Source organism: Aeromonas sp. 95A, assembly GCF_051919235.1.
In the GTDB taxonomy this organism is placed as follows: Bacteria; Pseudomonadota; Gammaproteobacteria; order Enterobacterales; family Aeromonadaceae; genus Aeromonas; species Aeromonas veronii.
Genome location: NZ_JBQBFC010000001.1, coordinates 3,712,577 through 3,730,000 on the forward strand (window position 1 = coordinate 3,712,577; position 17,424 = coordinate 3,730,000).

Below are 17,424 nucleotides of genomic sequence, written 5' to 3' on the forward strand. Positions count from 1 at the left end.
CTGATCAGCGCATCAGCCAGATAGCACGAGGGGAGCAACTGCTCCCCTCGTTTTTTATTGCCTGTGGTCTGGCGATGGCTTCGTGGTTATACCAGCTCAGCCAGCATGGTGTCGGCGTAGGGCACCAGCGCTTCTCCCTTCTTCACCTTGGTGAGGTAGTCCGGGTTGGCGATAAGTGGACGACCGATAGCCACCAGATCGAAGCGGTTAGCCTCGATGGCCGCTGCGGCGCGCTCGGCGTCGTAGTTGCCCACCCCGACCAGATTGCCCTTGTAGTGGGCACGCAGATAGTCGGAGGCGCGGCCACCCAGATAATCGAAGGTGAGGTTGTCATCGAAGATGCCGAGGTGGATATAGGCCAGCGGGCGATCGTTCAGCTTGCACAGCAGATAGTCGAACACGGCGCGATCTTCCGGGCTGCCCGCCAGATGGACATAGGCACCCGGGGAGAGGCGAATACCAACCCGATCACCGCCGATGCGGGCGCTGATGGCATCGACCACTTCCAGCGCGAAGCGGCTCATCTTTTCCGGGCTGCCACCGTAGTTGTCGGTGCGCAGGTTGGTGGAGTGGTGCAGGAACTGGTCGATCAGGTAGCCGTTGGCACCGTGGATCTCCACCCCGTCAAAGCCCGCCTCGATGGCGTTGGCTGCGGCCTGGGCGTAATCCTGTACCAGCTGGGCGATTTCCGCCTCGGTCAGGGCGCGCGGCACCTGATAGGTCAGCTCGCGCATGCGGGGCACAGTGCCCTCGTGCGCCACGGCAGAGGGAGCCAGCACTTCAGCCTGATGGAAGAAGGGGTGGGAGAGGCGGCCGACGTGCCACAGCTGGGCGAAGATCTTGCCGCCTTTGGCGTGTACGGCGCTGGTCACTTTCTTCCAGCCATCGATCTGCGCCTGGGTGAAGAGGCCCGGTGTATTGGGGTAGCCCTGCCCGTCGGGGCGGATGATGACGGCCTCGGAAACAATCAGGCCGATGTCGGCGCGGCGGCCGTAATAGGCTGCCATCTGCTCGGTCGGCACCAGACCTGGGCCTGCCATGCAGCGGGTGAGCGGGGCCATCATGAAACGGTTGGCCAGGGTCAGAGTGTCATTGAGTCGATACGGCTGAAACAGGGTATTCATGATAGGTTGTCCTGAACGGGTTATTCTTGAACGTGCATTCAAGACGTTTTTTGCGTCGGGCGCAAGCTTTTTTTGAATGCGCGTTCAAGAAGGTTGGCCCGAGCGGGCGGCTGGGGTAAACTTGCCGCCCTTTCCAGCCACTCTTTATCGGCGGGCCCTGTTGCCCCTTGCCGGTGAACCATTTCCCACGGGAGGAACCATGCGCATAGCCGAGTTTGATCGGGACGAGGTACTGCGAAATGCCATGGAAGCGTTTCGCGCCAAGGGATATGCCAAGACCACCATGCAGGAGCTGGTGGCCGCCACCGGCCTCCATCCGGGCAGCATCTACGGCGCCTTTGGCAACAAGCGCGGCCTGCTGCTGGCGGCGGTGGATCATTATGTCGAGGGTAAACGCACCCTGCGCCGCTCATTGCTCGACAACCGGAGCCCGCTGGCGGGCCTTGCTGCCTATCTCGACCGGATTGTGGGGGAGGCGCTCTGCGGCTCCTGTCTGGTGACCCGCACCATGATGGAGCTGAGCGAGCAGGATGAGGAACTGACCCAGCGGGTCAAGGGGATCTATGGCGAGCTGGAGCAGGATCTGGCCGAGTTGCTGACACAGGCGCAGGCCAAGGGTGAACTGGCCCCGGATAGCAATATCCACACCCTCACCGCCCTGCTGCTGATCAACCTGCAAGGGCTGGTCACTTTCGCCCAGTGTCGCCCCGATCGCCCCCTGCTCGACGACGTAGTCGCCCAGCTGATGCGGGCCTTGCGGGCGTAACGCGATACCGCAGCAACAACAGTGGCTCCCTTGGGAGCCACTGTTGTTTGCGGGAGGGTTACCTCGGCCCCACCAGTTCCTTCATCAAATCTTTCAGCCACACCAGCGCCGGTTGCTGGGCGTGCACGGGGTGCCAGACGCAGTTGAGATGATAATCCGGCACGTCGTCGGGCAGCGGCAGGCTTTTCAGCGGCCAGTGGGTGGCGAGCAGCTCGGCTACCATGCTGGGCAGCACCAGCAGGTGATCGCTCTGGCTGACGATGGCGGCGGCGGACATATAACTCTGGCTGTTGACCGAGATGGTGCGGCTAAAGCCCTGACTCTTCAGATAGCGGTCGAGGCTCGCCTCCGAGGTGCCAAGGGGCGAGTGGAACACATGGGGCATGGCGATGAGCTGCTGCAGGGTGATGCGCTCCTGCCACAGGGAGGGGTCATCCTCGGCCCCGGCGGGGGCCGATTTGGCAATGGGCAGATCGGCGCGCACCAGCCCGGCCAGCGGCTCGGTGAGCCAGGTCTCTTTGCCAAGATACCCCGGCACCTGCATGTACTCGTCAAAGCCCAGCACCAGATCGATCTCGCCGCTTGCCAGCTCGGCTTCGGGCAGGGTGTCGCGCAGGATGCGGATCTCGATGGTGACCCCCAGCGCCAGCCGTCTGAGGCGCTGGATCAGCGGCGGGATCAGCACACACTCCACGTAATCTGTGGTGCAGAGCACGAAGCGCCGCTTCGACTGGCTCGGCTCGAACTCTTCTTCCTCGGTGAGCTGCTGCTCCAGCAGCCGCAGCGCCTGCTGCACCCCGAGGTGCAGCCGCTGGGCGCGCGGGGTCGGCAGCATCCCCTGCGGAGTGCGCACCAGCAGCGGGTCACCGAGAAAGGTACGCAGCCGGTTAAGGGAGTGGCTCATGGCGGGCTGGCTGATAAAGAGCGCTTCGGCGGCGCGGGTGACGCTGCCCTGCGTCATCAGGGCGTCAAACGCGAGCAGCAGATTGAGGTCGAGCTGGTGCAGTTTCATGGGGGGATTATTCGCCGTGTTTATGGGACAATCCATCCTATTCATTTGATGGATGGGGGCGCAACGTCTTAATCTGCGACCCACTCTTATTTTTCCGGGTTCCCGCACCGCATCGGGCGTAAACGGGGGCCTCAATCCATGCAAGGAGCCTTGCGATGAGCATCAAGACCATTAACTCCACGCCGGCCGCCGACGGCTTCACCATGCCTGCCGAGTGGGCGCACCAGCAGGCCGTCTGGATGATCTGGCCGTTTCGCCCGGACAACTGGCGCGTAGCCGGTCGCTTCGCGCAAGAGACCTTCGCCAAGGTGGCCGATGCCATCGGTGGCGCCACCCCGGTCTTTATGGGGGTACCGGCCCAGTTTATGGAGCAGGCTCGCGCCATCATGCCCGCTCACGTCACCTTGGTCGAAATGGATAGCGATGACTGCTGGGCCCGCGATACCGGCCCCACCATCGTCACCAACGCTGCCGGCGAGTGCCGTGGGGTGGATTGGGGCTTCAACGCCTGGGGCGGTCACAAGGGCGGCCTCTACTACCCGTGGAATCAGGATGAAGAGGTCGCTGCCCAGATGCTGGCCCAGCACGGCATGGCTCGCTACGACGCGCCGCTGATTCTGGAAGGGGGCTCCATCCACGTCGATGGCGAAGGCACCTGCCTGACCACCGCCGAGTGCCTGCTCAACGAAAACCGCAACCCGCACCTGACCAAAGCGCAGATCGAAGCTCACCTGCGCGACTATCTGGGCGTCACCAGCTTTATCTGGCTGGACGAAGGCGTCTATATGGACGAAACCGACGGCCACATCGACAACATGTGCTGCTTCGTGCGTCCGGGTGAAGTGGCCCTGCACTGGACTGACGACCAGAACGATCCCCAGTACGCCCGCTCCGTGGCTGCCCTCAAGGTGCTGGAAGCGGCGGTCGATGCCAAGGGTCGCAAGCTGAAAGTGTGGAAGCTGCCCCAGCCGGGCCCGCTGTTCTGCACTGAAGAGGAGTCTGCCGGTGTCGAGAGCGGCAGCGGTGTGCCGCGCGAGGCAGAGGGCCGTCTGGCCGGTTCCTATGTGAACTTCCTGATCACCAACGATCGCATCGTCTATCCGCTGCTGGATGCCGCCACCGATGGCGAAGCCCAGCGCATTCTGGAAGAGATCTTCCCGGAGCACACCGTGATCGGCGTGCCGGCTCGCGAGATCCTGCTGGGCGGTGGCAATATTCACTGCATTACTCAGCAAATTCCTTCCGGCAAATAAGAACCGGTTCCGGTGAGTATTAAAAACCCCACGCCGTGGGGTTTTATCCCTTGATGGTGTGATGGTCGCAGGCGCAGATGCGGCGATCATCATGACAAACAGTCACCCTTTTACAGGAGATCCTAAATGATCGAAGTGACCGAAGTTTCCATTGCCGAGCTGCGTGCCGCGCTCGAATCAGGCCGCACCACAGCGGTCGAACTGGTCAAGGCCTATCTGGCCCGTATCGAGGCCTACAACGGCCCCGAGACTGCCACCAAACTCAACGCCGTGGTGGTCGTCAATCCCGATGCGCTGAAAGAGGCCGAGGCTTCCGATGCCCGCCGTGCCCGTGGCGAGACCCTGGGGCCGCTCGACGGCATCCCCTACACCGCCAAAGACAGCTATCTGGTCAAGGGGCTGACCGCCGCCTCCGGCAGCCCGGCCTTCAAGGATCTGGTGGCCCAGCGCGATGCCTTTACCGTTGAGCGGCTGCGCGCCGCCGGTGCCATCTGCCTTGGCAAAACCAATATGCCGCCAATGGCCAATGGCGGCATGCAGCGCGGCGTCTATGGCCGTGCCGAGAGCCCCTACAACGCCGACTACCTGACCGCGCCCTTTGCCTCCGGCTCCTCCAACGGTGCCGGTACTGCCACCGCCGCCAGCTTCTCCGCCTTCGGTCTGGCCGAAGAGACCTGGTCGAGCGGCCGTGGCCCCGCCTCCAACAACGGCCTGTGCGCCTACACCCCGTCCCGTGGCGTCATCTCGGTGCGCGGCAACTGGCCGCTGACCCCGACCATGGATGTGGTCGTACCCTACGCCCGCACCATGGCCGATCTGCTGGAAGTGCTCGACGTAGTGGTCGCCGACGATGCCGATACCCGTGGCGATCTGTGGCGCATGCAGCCCTGGGTGCAGCTGCCCAAGGCATCCGAAGTGCGTCCTGCTTCCTATCTGGAGCTGGCAGCCAAGGCCGATGCCCTCAAGGGCAAGCGCCTCGGCGTGCCGCGTATGTTTATCAACAAGGATGAACTGGCCGGCACCAGCGAAAACCCCGGTATCGGCGGCCCGACCGGTCAGCGCATCCATACCCGAGAGACCGTGATCGCCCTCTGGGAAGATGCACGCAAGGCGCTGGAAGCCGCTGGTGCGGAGGTCATCGAAGTGGACTTCCCGCTGGTATCCAACTGCGAAGGTGACCGACCCGGCGCGCCGACCGTGTTCAATCGCGGCATCGTGAGTCCGGAGTTTCTCAACGACGAGCTGTGGGAGCTCTCCGGCTGGGCGTTCGACGACTTCCTGCGCGCCAACGGCGATCCCAAGTTGAACAAGCTGGCTGATGTCGATGGGCCGAAGATCTTCCCCCACGATCCGGGCACCCTGCCGAACCGCGAGGGCGATCTGGCGGCGGGCATGGATGAGTACGTCAATATGGCCAAGCGCGGCCTGAAATCCTGGGACGAGATCGCCACAGTGCCGGATGGCCTGCGCGGTCTGGAGAAGACTCGCAAGCTGGATCTGGAAGACTGGATGGACGGGCTCAAGCTCGACGCCGTGCTGTTCCCCACCGTCGCTGACGTCGCGCCGGCTGATGCGGATGTGAATCCGGCCTCCGCCGATATCGCCTGGAGCAACGGCATCTGGGTAGCCAACGGCAACCTCGCCATTCGCCACCTCGGCGTGCCGACCGTCACCGTCCCGATGGGCGTGATGGCCGATATCGGTATGCCGGTAGGCCTGACCTTCGCCGGTCGCGCCTATGACGACAACAACCTGCTGCGCTTCGCTTCGGCCTTTGAATCCACCGGCAGCAAGCGTATGGTGCCGCCACGCACGCCGCCGTTGGGGTGATTGGTGGTTAGGGCTAAATAGCCCGTGTTCGTCTGGGGATAATGAAAATATAACCACCCATCACTATGTGGGTGGTTTTTTTATTTTCCATCCTCAACCCAGTAAGTAAATGTAAGCAAGTGATTGGAATTAATTTCCATAGTTAGATGGATGTGTGGAAAGTGTTATTTTTGATGCCAGCTTTCTGATGACTTAAATAAATGTTCATATGTTTTCATGTCTTTATCTAACAAAAGTACAGAGTCTTCTGCTGTGAAGAAATACCTCTGAGCAGTTCCCGCTATTTTTGTGTTTAATAGCGAAACAAATTTTTCATCTGCTTTAAATGTTGACTGTTTACAAGGTTCATTTCTCGCTATCACTGCCATATTTTTATTAATAGGAAAACAGATTTCATTTTCAGGTGTATCGAGACCTAAATATATTCCTTTCATCATATCTCGATGGCTGATATAACATGGGTTATCAGATGTAATGAACTTTTGTGAAGGTTCAGATATGAAGAGTTGAAAGTGTTTATTACTAAAGGAGTTAATAGCTATTTTTAACGATGTTAGCTCCGCTGATATGATATTACCTTTTGTTGCCATGAGTTTATGTCTGTTAGTTACTTTGATTCCATCACTTAAGCCATCATCAATGAAGTTCTCTATATAAAGTAAATTTTCAGTTAGTAAGTTTCTTCTCTTTGGGTTTCTTAACCACAAAGTGGCACCTAATAAAAATAGGCCAGTCAAATCTTCTTTAGATGGTATAGCTTTATTATTTTCCATAAAATCTAAAGTAAGTTTTATTTTTGGTTCAATATCTGTGGCATAGAATTTTTCAATTGATAAGCTGTCTGCCAATCCAGGAAGAGAGTAATAATCTCTTGATTTACAAACATTGGTAGGGCTAGTTTTATAAGTTTTTTTCCCATCGACGGGAACTACACAAAATTGTGCACTTTTATTATTGTCCATGGTAAATCCAGCTAAATAGCTAGCCGGAATATAATGGTGCCCAGCTTGCCTTCCCATCCATACCTCCAATTGAAGCTGTTTAAGGTGATTTCCCTGCTCATTGTAACTTGGGATATTCAGGGATTCCCAGCATTTCGGCTCATGTACATTTCGTATGTTGTGCGCCATATGCTCATTTCGTAGAGCCGTAGAAACTGAATAGCGAAGCGTATTCGGACGTTCGCGAATAGATCGTGGCCGAGAGGCCGCCGATTCCCCCCTGATTTTTCTGCATTCCCCCTGACTTCACTCAGACTTCACACAACCTCATTTTCCCCTCACAAATCCCCCGTATCTTCTGCCCACTGCTTAAAAGGCCCGGCTTGCCACAGGGGTGGCGAGGGGGCGGTTGGTTCGAGGGAGCAAGATGATGAAAGGTTGGATGAAGTGCACATTGGCCGGGGCCGTGGTGCTGATGGCGAGTTTCTGGGGTGGCAGCGTGCGGGCGGCGGGGATCTCCCTCAAGCAGGTGAGCGGCCCTGTCTATGTTGTTGAAGACAACTACTACGTCAAAGAGAACTCCATGGTCTATTTCGGGGCCAAGGGGGTGACTGTGGTGGGGGCGACCTGGACGCCGGATACCGCCCGCGAGCTGCACAAGCTGATAAAAAGAGTCAGCAGCAAGCCGGTGCTGGAAGTGATCAACACCAACTACCACACCGACCGTGCGGGCGGTAACGCCTACTGGAAGTCCATCGGGGCCAAGGTGGTGGCGACTCGCCAGACCCGGGATCTGATGAAGAGCGACTGGGCCGAGATTGTCGCCTTTACCCGCAAGGGGCTGCCGGAGTACCCGGATCTGCCGCTGGTGCTGCCAAACGTGGTGCACGATGGCGACTTCACCCTGCAAGAGGGCAAGGTGCGCGCCTTCTACGCGGGCCCGGCCCACACGCCGGACGGCATCTTTGTCTACTTCCCCGACGAGCAGGTGCTCTATGGCAACTGCATCCTCAAGGAGAAGCTGGGCAACCTGAGCTTTGCCAATGTGAAGGCCTATCCGCAGACCATCGAGCGACTCAAGGCGATGAAGCTGCCGATCAAGACGGTGATTGGCGGTCACGACTCGCCGCTGCACGGCCCCGAGCTGATTGATCACTACGAGGAGCTGATCAAGGCGGCGCCGCAGTCATAAGGGTTGCGCGACAGACTGGTAGCAAGCCGTGCCATTGCTGCAATCAGCAGCCATAACGGCACACCACAAAACGCCCGCTTTCAGGAAATAAGCGGGGGTTTTGCGTTTGCGGTTTTTTTGGTGGCTGTGAGTGCGTGGCATTAACGCTGTTCAAGGGAGGGAGGCTTTCATAAGATGGCCCTCTCTCTTTTCCCTGAAAGTTATCCATTTTCGTTATGCAATACGCCTCTCTCGCGCGCCTCAAGCAGGCCTTTATCACCGGGATGTGGGCCTCGCTGGTCAGCATCGTTATCGGCTTCGCCTTCAAGGTGTGGTTGGCGCAGTGGGTCGCCAAGGGGGAGCTGGCGCTGTTCAACAGCGTGGTGGATTTGATCTCCCTCTCCTTTATCCTGATGACAGGTTTTCGCTCCTCCATGGTGGTGAGCTACTCCCAGACCAAAAGCGATCGGGACATCATCAATATCTTCCGCTACTTCCTCATCGGCATCGTGTTGCTCACCTGGGGGGCGGTGATCCCCTATATCAAGCACGGGCTCCATATCCGGGTGGAGTATCTGCAACTGGTGGGGGTCATCTTCGGGCTGGGGCTCAAGGTCTACTTCACCAATCTGGTGGCCATGTACCGGATGTATGCGCTCTCCAACCGGGTCACCTGGCTGGAGCCGCTGGCCAACGGTCTGCTGTTTATGGCCTGCTATTTCGGACTGGGGATGGATGCGCTCCCTTCGCTCTTCTACGGGCTGACCTTCTCGTCGCTCGCCATCGCCGGTTATATGTATGTTTCGCGGCGCCGGGCCATCGCCACCAAGCCGCTCGCCAAGGTGGCGCTCGGCCCCGAGATGGTGAGCTATGTGAAGAAGAGCTTTACCGCCTCGCTGGAGGCGGGGGCCAGCATCCTGATGATTTACATCACTGTGCTGCTCACCATCCGCCACTTCAGCATCGACGAGCTGGGGGATTTTCAGGTGGTGGTGCGCCCCATCTTTACCTATATGACCACCCTGTTTGTCTTCCCCATCTACCGCTTTGTGCTGCCTGAGCTGGCGGTCAATCTGCGCAATGGCGATCACCGCCAGATAAGGTTGATCCGCCGCTGGATCTTCCGCCTCTCCGCCATCGTCAGTCTGGCCTTCTTTGGCTTGATGCTGCTGGCGGGCAAGCCGCTGGTGTTGCTGTTCTTCCCCGCCGACTACGTGGGGGCGGTGCCTGTACTGTTCCACTTCTCTATCTTCTTCATCTTTATGATGCTTAACGGCTATCAGCTCGCCTATATCAAGGCTCACGGTCACTTTACCCAGAGTTTGCTGATCCGGCTGGCGGGCATAGTGGCGCTGGTTGCCGCCTACTATCTGGTGGCCGAGTTCACCGCCAACGTGGTGGCGATTATCGTGGCGCAGGGGCTCGGCTATATGGTGATGTTTATCCTCTCGACCCTGGCGGAGCGGCAGATCTTGCGATCCCTGCCACTGGTGCTGGCGACCCGCTAGGGGGTGACTTGCCAAGAGCTGGCCCCTGTCAGATAACAAAAAACGCCCATGCGGGCGTTTTTTGTTGGCGGCGCAGGAGCGGCTTAACGCTTGCCCTTGCCACCCTTGTTGCCAGCGAGCGCCTGCTTTCTGGCGCGCTGCTTCTGGGCCGCCTTGCTGTTGCGGCGCGGCTCGGGCTCGAAGCGGGTGAGATCCGGCTCAAAGCCCGGGAACCACTGCTGGGGCAGGCGGGTGTCGAGCACCGCTTCCACCTTCTCCAGCAGCGGCGCATCTTCCGGGCTGAACAGGGTGATGGCGAGCCCCTTGTTGCCGGCACGGCCGGTGCGCCCGATACGGTGGACGTAATCCTCCGCCACAAACGGGAATTCGAGGTTAATCACATAGTTGAGATCCGTGATATCGATGCCGCGGGCTGCCACGTCGGTGGCGACCAGCGCCTGCAGGGTACCGGCGCGAAACTCCAGCAGCACTTTTTCCCGCGCGCTTTGCGACAGATCGCCGTGGAAGGCGAGGGCATTGATGTCAGCCTTGCCAAGCTGCTGGGCTAGCTTGTCCGCCCCTTGGCGGGTGCGGCTGAAGATCAGCGCCGGTGCCCACCCTTTCACTTTCAGCATGTGTTCGACCAGCGCCAGCTTGCGATCGCTGTCCACCGTATAAACCCGCTGCTCCACCTCGGCCGCCGTGGTGTTGCGCGGCGCCACTTCAATCAGCTCCGGGTCGCGCAGCAGCACCTTGCAGAGGGCAAACAGGTTGTCGTCGCAGGTGGCGGAGAAGAGCAGGGTCTGGCGATCCCCCGGGAGCTGTTTGAGCAGCGCCTTGATCTCGTCCATAAAGCCCATGTCGAGCATGCGATCCGCCTCGTCAAACACCAGATGGCGCAGGCTATCCAGGCTCAATGCCCCCTGACGCAAATGGTCGAGCAGGCGGCCCGGGGTGGCGATCAGGATATCCACCCCGGCTTGAAGCGCCTCTACCTGCGCCGCGATACTCACCCCGCCGTAGACCAGCGTGCTGGTGAGACCGGTGCCCTGGCCGTAGCGCGCGACGCTCTCGGCGACCTGCACCGCCAGCTCGCGGGTCGGCACCAGCACCAGCGCACGGATTGGGCGCGGGGATTCTGCTTGCGGCTGCGCCAGCAACTGCTCCAGCAGCGGCAGCACAAAGGCGGCGGTTTTGCCGGTGCCGGTCTGGGCCCCCGCCATCAGATCCCGCCCTGCCAGAATGACGGGGATGGCACGAGCCTGAATGGGGGTGGGGGCGGCATAGCCGAGCTCGGTCAGGGTCTGCTGCAGACGGGGGGAGAGGGCCAGTTCGGCAAAGGAGGCTGTGGACATAGGGGCACCAGTCGGGGTTATCGTGGCCAGCGGCCGCGATGCAATGAGTGATCGTGGCCGCGATGGTAACAGAAGCTGGGGGCGCGGCAGAAGGCGATGATGAGCAAGGGCGCATAGCTCCCGGTTTTGCATGCTGCGCATGGCGGTGGCGCAGGACCTCGTCGCCGCGCTTCTGTTTTACCGCGAGTCGGCAGTGCAAGGGGCATCAGCCATGACACTACTCCACGATCAGCACGCTCTCGCTGGCCAGATGGTGCAGCCACTCCCTGACGATCAGCAGCACGGCGGCAAAGTGCTCGTCGCGTGGCAGCAAGCTGGCGGTGAGGGGATCCCCTTCCGCCATCGCGGCCAGCTGGCCAAAGGCTTGCTCCACCAGATCCCGGCTGAGTTCATTGTCCCCCAGCGCTTCGGCCAGCGATGGCTGGCTGCGCAGGGTCAGCTGCAAGCCGGGCGGGATCTGTGGGGCGATGCGCATCAGCTCATCTTCCACCACCATGATGGCCCGCTCCAGTTCGAGCGGGGTGGGTGGCGCATTGCGAAACGGTCCGGGCTGGATGGCGTGGGTGCCAAAGGCCAGCGGGTAGTGTGACGGGGCCGCATCTGGCTGGCTCAGCCAGAGCTGACTGCTCTGTTCACCAATCTCCAGCAGCAGGGTCATCATCTCCGGTACGGGTTGTGTCATGGTGCTGAGCTCCTGTATTGTAAACGTTTTCCCATTCTGCCTTTGATACCCCCGCCGCCGACGTTTTGCGAGCACAATTTCTGCGAGTCGTCCCTCACTTTGTTGCAAACCCCTTGCAAAAAAATCCATTGGTGGCAGTCTGGATGTCTAAATGGCTATCGCCGTTTCGTTATCCTCAGATGATTCAGGAGTTCAGATATGGATATTCGCACCACACCCCGCGCCATCGCGCTCGCCCTCATGCTGGCAAGCGGCATCGCCGCCGCCAACGAAGCGCTGGTGATCCAGACCGATTTCGGCCTCAAAGATGGCGCCGTGTCGGCCATGAAGGGGGTCGCCTTCGGGGTGGATCGCACCCTGCCGCTCTATGACCTGACCCACGAGATCCCGGCTTACAACATCTGGGAAGCCTCCTACCGCCTCTACCAGACCCTGCAGTATTGGCCCAGGGGCACAGTGTTTGTCAGCGTGGTGGATCCCGGTGTCGGCACCGAGCGCAAGTCTGTGGTGCTCAAGACCAAGAGCGGTCACTACATCGTGACTCCGGACAACGGCACCCTGACCCTGGTGGCCGAGCACTTCGGCATCGAGGCGGTGCGCCAGATCGACGAGAAACTCAACCGCCTCAAGGGTTCCGAGAAGTCCTACACCTTCCACGGCCGCGATGTGTATGCCTATACCGGCGCACGGCTAGCCTCCGGCGCCATCAGCTACGAGCAGGTGGGCCCGCTGCTGCCCGCCGAGGTAGTGAAGATCCCCTATCAGCCTGCGGTAGCAGAGAAAGATGGCACCCTCAAGGGCACCATCCCGATCCTCGATGTGCAGTACGGCAACGTCTGGACCAATATCGACGATGCCTTGCTGACCAAGGCGGGGATCAACAAGGGGGATAACGCCTGCATCAAGATCCGTGAAGGGGATGTGGTCAAATATGACGGCAAGGCCCCTTACGTCAGCAGCTTCGGTGATGTGCCGGAAGGTCAGCCGCTGGTCTACCTCAACAGTCTGCTGCAGGTGTCGGTGGCGCTGAACATGGACAGCTTCGCTGCCAAGCATCAGGTGCAATCCGGTGCCAACTGGCATATCAGCCTGAAGAAGTGCTCCTGAAGATTGTCGGGCTTTCGACAAGCGGGTTTGAAGCAAGAGAGGGCAGCCAAAGAGGCTGCCCTCTCTCATCGGGTGGTAAGGCGTTGCTGATAAGAAGTTGTTGTCAAAAAGCACATTAATTGAATGCAATTGATAATGATTGGTATTTGGTTGGATAATCGCGCACTTGTCTGACCTCCCAACCATACCGAATGAAAACCAGCCTTTTACTGCTCAGCCTGCTGGCTCTGACCGCATGCAATGACAATCACAGCAATACGTCTGTGGCCCCCTCACCCGAGGTGACCCCACCGGTCGTCAAGCCGACCGAACCGCCCATCACGCCGCCAACAGTGCCGCCGGAAACTCATACCCGGGTTCCTCTGACCATTGAGGTCAATGTGGCCGATCGGCTGGGGGCGGGGGCACAGCTCGAGGTGAGACAGGTCGCCACCGGGATCCGCGTGCAGCAGGCCATCGAGCCGGGCCAGCTTGCCCGCATCACCTTGCCAGCAGGTCTGCAACTGGATCAGCCACTGGAGCTGCTCGGTAGCGACGAGGGCTATCTGCTGCGCGCGGTATCGGTGCGGGTGGCGGATCTCTCTGCCGGGATCACGCTGGCGCGCCGCAACAGCGTGCCGCGGCTGGGGTTGAACGAGGAGGATACGGCGCTCTTCCTGCTGGCGGATCAGAGCGGAGATGGCTCCCTCAGTCAGGCCGAGTGGGGCAGAGCAGAGGAGATCCGCCTGCAACAACAGGCGGCTCTTCAGGATTATGCAGCCTTCCTGCTGGCCCAGCGTCAGCCGGGTGCCGTGCTCGACTATGCCGACAGCTGGCAGATGCTGCTGGCCTTGCGCGATGACAAGCAGGCGCGCAGCTGGTATCAGCGCAGCAACAGTACCCAGATCCAGTCCGCCCGTACCCAGCTCTATCCCGCCAACCCCAGCCAGCCGGACGAGCCGGAGACGGCAGATCTGCTGCGTCTCGATGAACAGGGGCTGCTGGTGGTGCGTGGCCCCTGGCAGTGCCTGCACGATGTGCGCACGGTCAGTGGGGTCAAGGGTAGCCAGTACTGGTTGTATGGCAGTGACACCAGTGCGTTGAAGGTTGCCAGCCAGCCTCAACTGGCTGCGGGGCTGACCGCTTGTGGCCGCAGCGACTGGCGCCTGCCGACCCTCACCGAGTTCGAACGGCTGCTGAGCAGTGACAAGTCGGCATGGCGCTATCCCAATACCTTTGCTGTTGGCCTGCCCGCCCAGATCTGGCTGCAGGATGGTGCGGGTCAACCCCGTCTCTATCAACTGGCGACCCGAACCTGGCTGGATGAGGGAGAGGGCAGTTTGCTCTGGTATGCGCTGGCACCCTATCCGGTGCGACCCTCCGTGGTGCGCGACAGCAGCAAGCCGGACATGGCGGTTCTGCGCGCCCAGTACAGCGGCGCGTCAGCCCAATGGCCTGCCGCCAGGGTGGATGAAGGGGTGGAATGGCAGGAGCTGGGGCCGCTGCCAGCGGTTCCCTTCCCGGCCGACAACCCCTATAGCCGGGCCAAGGTGGTGCTGGGTCAGCAGCTCTTTTTCGACAAGCTGCTCTCCAAGGGGCGGGACATCAGCTGTGCCAGTTGCCACGATCCGCAAAAGGGGTGGAGCGACGGCCTGAGCGTCTCGGTCGGTCATCTGGGCCAGAAGGGCAATCGCAACGCTCCTTCCATCCTCAACAGTGCCTTCAGCTCGACCCAGTTCTGGGACGGGCGGGTCGCCACGCTGGAGGAGCAGTCGCTTCACCCGATCCAGAACCCCATCGAAATGGCGCTGAGCCATGACGAGCTGCTGGCTCGTTTGCAGGCCAGCCCCGACTATCAGGCAGCCTTTGCCACCGCCTTTGGCGATCAGGGGATCACGCTGGAGCGGATCGCCAAGGCGATCGCCACTTTCGAGCGCACCATCATCAGCCGCGACAGCGATTTTGAGCGCTTCGTCAAAGGGGATAGTCAGGCGCTCAGTGACAAGGCGCTGTGGGGGATGCACCTCTACCGCACCGATGGCCGCTGCATGAACTGCCACTCCGGCCCGCTGCTGAGTCAGCACGGGTTCGAGAGTGTGGGGCTCACCTATTACGGTCGTGGCAAGCTGGAAGATCGCGGGCGCTTCCTGCAGACCCGCAACAAGGCAGATATCGGTCGCTTCAAGACCCCCAGCTTGCGGGACGTCGCCTTTACCGGCCCCTATATGCACAACGGCATCTTCCCGATCCTGGCCCAACGTATCGGCGGCTCGGTGCAGGGGGTGGTGGCTATGTACAACTTTGGCGTGACCAAGTGGAGCGGCGGGGTCGGCTTCCCGACCGGTGCGGATCAATATGATCCCTTCTTCCCCAAAGCCTCCGATCACCTGCATGCCCTTGGCCTCAGCAATGACGAGCTCGATGCCATCGGCGAGTTTTTGCGCAGTGCCTCGGCCGAGCCGCGCCGCACCCCGGCCACTGTTGCCGAGCTGGGGGTGAGTGAGGTGGATGACCCGGCTCCGGTGGGAGCCGTGATCACCGGCTTGGCCGTGCTGCCTGCCCAGCCTCAGCTGGAAGTGGGGCGGACGCTTCCTCTGCAACTGCAGTGGCAACTGAGCGATGGCTCTCTCGGTCCGCTCGATGCGCCTGTTGATTGGCGCAGCGAACAGCCGGAGTTCGCTACCGTGAGTCCGCAGGGCGAGGTGCGCGGTGTGGCGGTCGGTACGGCACGACTGGTGGCGACCACGGCTCGTCACACGTTGACCGTGACGGTGCAGGTGGTCGATGCCCAGCCTGATTTTGCCCGAGGCTGTCGTCAACCCGAGCTGGTGGCGGGCAAGCTGGCCTTTGTCTGCCAGCTGACCAGGGACGAGGCGGAGCGTCTGTCCATCTCCTATGACGGTGTGAGCAGTGACAGCGATGGTGACTACAATCCCTTCCCGCTGGAGTATGTGACCATGGGTCAAGCGCGGGCGCGGGATTACTGCCAACAGTTGGTGGCGCGCGGCCACGATGACTGGCGTCTGCCGACCCGGGCCGAGCTGGAGGTGCTGTTTGCCGCCTACAACAAGGATGGCGCGACGGATCAGTTGCTCCAGCAGCAGGGGTGGCCGCTCTACAACCGCTACTGGAGCAGCGATGCAACTGCCAATGACGATGGTGAGTTGCCGCTGCTCGACCTGAGCACCGGCGACCCGCTGTGGGATCTGGCGGATGAGGCTCATGCAGCCACCTGCGTCAGGGCCATCTAGCCTTCATATAGAGTCAGATGAAAAACGGGCGCCTCGGCGCCCGTTTTGTTCTCTGGTAATTAAAGAAAAGGATCAGAACTCGTTGGAGAGCGCCTTGTACCCTTTGACCAGATCGATATTGGTGTGGGCCACGTCCTCGGAGAACTCGGCGGCATCTACCGAAACCCGCGGGATATGGGTCAGATCGCTCTGCTGGTTGATGCGGGTGGTGGAGGGGACGTAGAACTCCGGCGGCAGATCGCAGCCATCGATCACCGAGTTGTGACGCACCACGGCACCGTCACCGATATGGCAGTTGAACAGCACGCTGTTGAAGCCGATAAAGACCCGGTTCCCCACTTCGCATGGCCCGTGGACGATGGAGCGGTGGGCGATGGAGGTGTACTCGCCGATGGTGACGGCGGCACCGGATTTGGAGTGGATCACCACGCCATCCTGAATATTGGAGTTGGCGCCGATGACGATGGGTTCCATATCGCCGTTGGCATCCACTTCGTCGGCGCGGATCACCGCATAGGGGCCGACAAAGACATTCTCTTTGATGATCACTTTGCCGCAGATGATGGCGGTCTTGTCGATATAGGCGGATTCGTCGATGACAGGCAGATGGCCGGAGGGATTCTTGCGGATCATGTTACATCCTGTGGTTGCCAAGAGGGATTATCGGGTGGTGGACGAGGAGCCTACCGGTCGGTCAGCTTACCCCTCGTTGCCCCTCGGTGAAAGCCCTGACTGGTCTGACCCTTGTCGCGCGGCGTCTCAGCATGGCTGTTTCCCGCCGCCAGAATATGGGAGCATGGCTGTCATCCCGAGTCGCGTAAGGTGGACATATAAAGATGAAGAAGATGATTGCCCTGTTGGCGGGTGGTTTGTTGCTCTCCTCGGCCGTGCAGGCCAAAGGGGAGGCCGGGGAGTTTGACTATTACGCCATGGCGCTCTCCTGGTCGCCCGAGCATTGTGCCGTCAAACCGGCGGATCGGGACCAGTGTTCCCGCAAGCTGGGGTTTGTGCTGCATGGTCTTTGGCCTCAGTACGATCGCGGTTATCCCAGCAGTTGCACCCGCGAACGGCTCGATCCCGATATGGAGAGCGAGTTTGCCGACCTCTACCCCAGCCGTTTCCTCTATCGCCATGAGTGGGAGAAACATGGCACCTGCTCCGGCCTGAGCCAGCAGGCCTTCCATCAGCTGGCAAGCGACCTGCGTCAGAAGGTGAAGATCCCGGCGGCCTATCAATCCCCGGAAGAGCCGCTGCGCAAAACCAGCTTCCAGCTCAAGGCCGATCTGGCGAGCGCCAACGAGTGGCTGGCCCCCGACAACATCACGGTGGCTTGCGCCGATGGTGGCCGCTTCCTGCGGGAGATCTATATTTGCGTCAATAAAGAGGGGACGGATGCGGTCACCTGCTCCGCCGAGATGCAAAAGCGCGAGCGCCGCTCCTGCGGTCAGCCGGATTTCCTGCTGCGC

14 protein-coding genes (1 of these 14 running past the window's edge) are annotated in these 17,424 nt (G+C 60.4%); 8 read left to right on the forward strand and 6 right to left on the reverse strand.

Translation table 11 applies throughout. The features are described from left to right. Nucleotides 1–86: 86 nt before the first annotated feature. Nucleotides 87–1,124, reverse strand: a complete 1,038-nt coding sequence (locus ACTG2U_RS17035; RefSeq protein ID WP_439974814.1) for an alkene reductase — start codon at nt 1,122–1,124, stop codon at nt 87–89. A 199-nt stretch (nt 1,125–1,323) separates the two neighbouring features. Here ACTG2U_RS17035 and ACTG2U_RS17040 point away from each other — a divergent pair, with 199 nt between their 5' ends. After that, the gene (locus ACTG2U_RS17040) at nt 1,324–1,890 is read left to right on the forward strand and encodes a TetR/AcrR family transcriptional regulator (protein ID WP_439974815.1); all 567 of its coding nucleotides are present in this window, start codon (nt 1,324–1,326) and stop codon (nt 1,888–1,890) included. Between the two features lie 58 nt (nt 1,891–1,948). Here the strand turns inward: ACTG2U_RS17040 and ACTG2U_RS17045 are convergent, their stop codons facing one another. Further along, nucleotides 1,949–2,902: a LysR family transcriptional regulator gene (locus ACTG2U_RS17045; RefSeq protein ID WP_439974816.1), complete on the reverse strand. Its 954-nt coding sequence runs from the start codon at nt 2,900–2,902 to the stop codon at nt 1,949–1,951. 155 nt (nt 2,903–3,057) lie between these two features. Between ACTG2U_RS17045 and aguA the strand changes: the two genes are divergently transcribed. Further along, a complete protein-coding gene (aguA, locus tag ACTG2U_RS17050) occupies nt 3,058–4,155 on the forward strand; it encodes an agmatine deiminase (RefSeq protein WP_158110625.1) in 1,098 nt (365 codons plus the stop codon). Nucleotides 4,156–4,281: 126 nt separating this feature from the next. Then, nucleotides 4,282–5,985 (forward strand): amidase, encoded by a 1,704-nt coding sequence (locus ACTG2U_RS17055; protein ID WP_439974817.1) that lies wholly within the window; start codon nt 4,282–4,284, stop codon nt 5,983–5,985. 164 nt (nt 5,986–6,149) lie between these two features. On the opposite strand, the gene ACTG2U_RS17060 is transcribed toward ACTG2U_RS17055, so the two are convergent. After that, nucleotides 6,150–7,115 (reverse strand): DUF4238 domain-containing protein, encoded by a 966-nt coding sequence (locus ACTG2U_RS17060; protein ID WP_439974818.1) that lies wholly within the window; start codon nt 7,113–7,115, stop codon nt 6,150–6,152. A 238-nt stretch (nt 7,116–7,353) separates the two neighbouring features. On the opposite strand from ACTG2U_RS17060, the gene cphA reads away from it, so the two are divergent. Together cphA and ACTG2U_RS17070 are read left to right on the forward strand one after the other, a co-directional pair. Continuing rightward, nucleotides 7,354–8,118 (forward strand): CphA family subclass B2 metallo-beta-lactamase, encoded by a 765-nt coding sequence (gene cphA, locus ACTG2U_RS17065; RefSeq protein ID WP_201904536.1) that lies wholly within the window; start codon nt 7,354–7,356, stop codon nt 8,116–8,118. Nucleotides 8,119–8,333: 215 nt separating this feature from the next. Further along, nucleotides 8,334–9,605 carry a hypothetical protein gene (locus ACTG2U_RS17070; RefSeq protein WP_439974819.1) on the forward strand — a complete coding sequence of 424 codons (1,272 nt, stop codon included), beginning with the start codon at nt 8,334–8,336 and terminating at the stop codon, nt 9,603–9,605. Between the two features lie 83 nt (nt 9,606–9,688). Here the strand turns inward: ACTG2U_RS17070 and ACTG2U_RS17075 are convergent, their stop codons facing one another. Both ACTG2U_RS17075 and ACTG2U_RS17080 read right to left on the reverse strand, forming a co-directional pair. After that, nucleotides 9,689–10,939 (reverse strand): DEAD/DEAH box helicase, encoded by a 1,251-nt coding sequence (locus ACTG2U_RS17075; protein WP_439974820.1) that lies wholly within the window; start codon nt 10,937–10,939, stop codon nt 9,689–9,691. Between the two features lie 217 nt (nt 10,940–11,156). Next, nucleotides 11,157–11,621, reverse strand: a complete 465-nt coding sequence (locus ACTG2U_RS17080; RefSeq protein WP_216951997.1) for a hypothetical protein — start codon at nt 11,619–11,621, stop codon at nt 11,157–11,159. 198 nt (nt 11,622–11,819) lie between these two features. Here ACTG2U_RS17080 and ACTG2U_RS17085 point away from each other — a divergent pair, with 198 nt between their 5' ends. Together ACTG2U_RS17085 and ACTG2U_RS17090 are read left to right on the forward strand one after the other, a co-directional pair. After that, nucleotides 11,820–12,728, forward strand: coding sequence for an SAM hydrolase/SAM-dependent halogenase family protein (locus tag ACTG2U_RS17085; RefSeq protein WP_302246325.1), 909 nt, complete (start codon nt 11,820–11,822; stop codon nt 12,726–12,728). A 191-nt stretch (nt 12,729–12,919) separates the two neighbouring features. Further along, nucleotides 12,920–15,958: a cytochrome c peroxidase gene (locus ACTG2U_RS17090; RefSeq protein ID WP_439974821.1), complete on the forward strand. Its 3,039-nt coding sequence runs from the start codon at nt 12,920–12,922 to the stop codon at nt 15,956–15,958. Nucleotides 15,959–16,030: 72 nt separating this feature from the next. On the opposite strand, the gene ACTG2U_RS17095 is transcribed toward ACTG2U_RS17090, so the two are convergent. After that, the gene (locus ACTG2U_RS17095) at nt 16,031–16,591 is read right to left on the reverse strand and encodes a gamma carbonic anhydrase family protein (protein WP_167571179.1); all 561 of its coding nucleotides are present in this window, start codon (nt 16,589–16,591) and stop codon (nt 16,031–16,033) included. A gap of 203 nt (nt 16,592–16,794) precedes the next feature. Here ACTG2U_RS17095 and ACTG2U_RS17100 point away from each other — a divergent pair, with 203 nt between their 5' ends. After that, a protein-coding gene (locus ACTG2U_RS17100) for a ribonuclease T2 family protein (RefSeq protein WP_429012270.1) crosses the window boundary here: on the forward strand, nt 16,795–17,424 show its 5' portion. 12 nt of this gene lie beyond the right edge of the window; 630 of the gene's 642 nt are visible here — the first part of the coding sequence; it begins with the start codon at nt 16,795–16,797; the stop codon falls past the right edge of the window.